The sequence below is a fragment of the Streptomyces sp. URMC 124 genome, assembly GCF_051386455.1.
Classification (GTDB): domain Bacteria; phylum Actinomycetota; class Actinomycetes; order Streptomycetales; family Streptomycetaceae; genus Streptomyces.
The window spans coordinates 1-1,776 of record NZ_JBPQTS010000319.1 but is presented as its reverse complement, the minus strand read 5'-3'; the positions used below and the strand labels follow the sequence as shown (position 1 = coordinate 1,776).

At 74.0% G+C, this 1,776-nt stretch carries 1 protein-coding gene; it reads right to left on the bottom strand.

Annotated elements, in window-relative coordinates; translation table 11 throughout:
* Window positions 1-44: 44 nt before the first annotated feature.
* The gene (locus ACSNOG_RS32655) at window positions 45-1,724 is read right to left on the bottom strand and encodes a phospho-sugar mutase (RefSeq protein ID WP_436756320.1); all 1,680 of its coding nucleotides are present in this window, start codon (window positions 1,722-1,724) and stop codon (window positions 45-47) included.
* Window positions 1,725-1,776 lie beyond the last annotated feature (52 nt).

Genomic DNA, 1,776 nt, shown 5'->3' with positions numbered 1-1,776 from the left:
GCCCCCCCCCCCCCGCCCCCCTTTTTTTCACGGGCTCAACCGGTTCAGATGCCCGCGGCCTTGGCGAGGTCGGCCTTGATCTCGGCCAGGACCTCCGCGGCCTTGGCGCGCGCCCCCGTCAGGGCGGCCGCGTCCGCGACCGGGACCACGACCTCCAGGTAGCACTTGATCTTCGGCTCCGTGCCGCTCGGGCGCACGATCACCCGCGCGGCGGAGACGGTCCCCGACTCGTCACCGGCGAGGTGGTAGCGCAGGCCGTCCGTCGGCGGCAGCGACTCCGTGCCCTTCGCCAGGTCCTCGGCGGACGTGATGTGCAGGCCCGCCAGAACCGTCGGCGGCTGCTCGCGCAGGCGGCGCATCGCGTCCGCGATCAGGGAGAGGTCCTGGACGCGCACCGACAGCTGGTCCGTGGCGTGCAGGCCGTGCTCGACCGCCAGGTCGTCCAGGAGGTCGGTCAGGGTCCGGCCGGTCTCCTTGAGCTCCGCCGCCAGCTCGGCGACCAGCAGGGCCGCCGTGATGCCGTCCTTGTCGCGGACGCCCTCGGGGTCGACGCAGTAGCCGAGCGCCTCCTCGTAGGCGTAGCGCAGGCCGTCGACGCGGGCCAGCCACTTGAAGCCGGTCAGCGTCTCCGTGTACGGCGTGCCGGTGCTCGCGGCGGCGATGCGGGACAGGAGCGACGACGAGACGATCGTCGTCGTGAACGTGCCGCGGGCGCTCTTGTGCACCAGGTGCGTGGCGAGCAGCGCGCCGACCTCGTCGCCGCGCAGCATGCGCCAGCCCTCGACGCTGTCCGCGTCGGGCACCGCGACGGCGCAGCGGTCCGCGTCCGGGTCGTTGGCGATGATGATGTCCGGCTGGGCCTCGCGGGCGGTCGCGAACGCCAGGTCCATGGCGCCCGGCTCCTCCGGGTTGGGGAAGACCACCGTCGGGAAGTCCGGGTCCGGCTCGGCCTGGGCCGCGACCACGGTCGGGGCGGGGAAGCCCGCGCGCTCGAAGGCGGCCGTCAGGACGTCGCGGCCGACGCCGTGCATCGGCGTGTAGACGACGCGCACGTCGCGGGCGGAGCCGCCGGTCAGGACGGCGTCCGTGCGCTCCAGGTAGGCGCCCACGATGTTCTCGTAGCGCAGGGTCTCCCAGCCGGCGGAGGGGCGGGGGACGTCGTCCAGGGTCCGGATGGCGGCGATCTCGGCGGCGATCTCGGCGTCGGCGGGCGGCACGATCTGCGAGCCGTCGCCCAGGTAGACCTTGTAGCCGTTGTCGCGCGGCGGGTTGTGGCTCGCCGTGACCTCGATGCCGGCGACCGCGCCGAGGTGGCGGATCGCGAAGGCCAGGACGGGGGTCGGAAGGGGCTTGGGGAGGAGCGCGGCCTTCAGGCCGGCGCCCACCATGACGGCCGCCGTGTCGAGGGCGAAGTCGGCGCTCTTGTAGCGGGCGTCGTAGCCGATGACGACGGTGCCGCCGGTGTGGCCCTGCTTCTTCAGGTACGCGGCGAGGCCCGCGGCGGCGCGGATGACGACGGAGCGGTTCATGCGCATCGGCCCGGCGCCGAGCTCGCCGCGGAGGCCGGCGGTGCCGAACTGGAGGGTGCCGGCGAAGCGGGCGGCGATCTCGGCGGTGTCCCCGGCGTCGATGAGCCGGGCGAGCTCCTCGCGGGTGTCGGGGTCGGGGTCCTCGGCGAGCCAGGACTTGGCCTGGGCGATGAGGGCGTCTCGCTCTCGCTCCACGGTGTCTCCTCCGGAGGGGTGGCTGGGTGGGTAGGGGTCTGTGGGTGTCTCT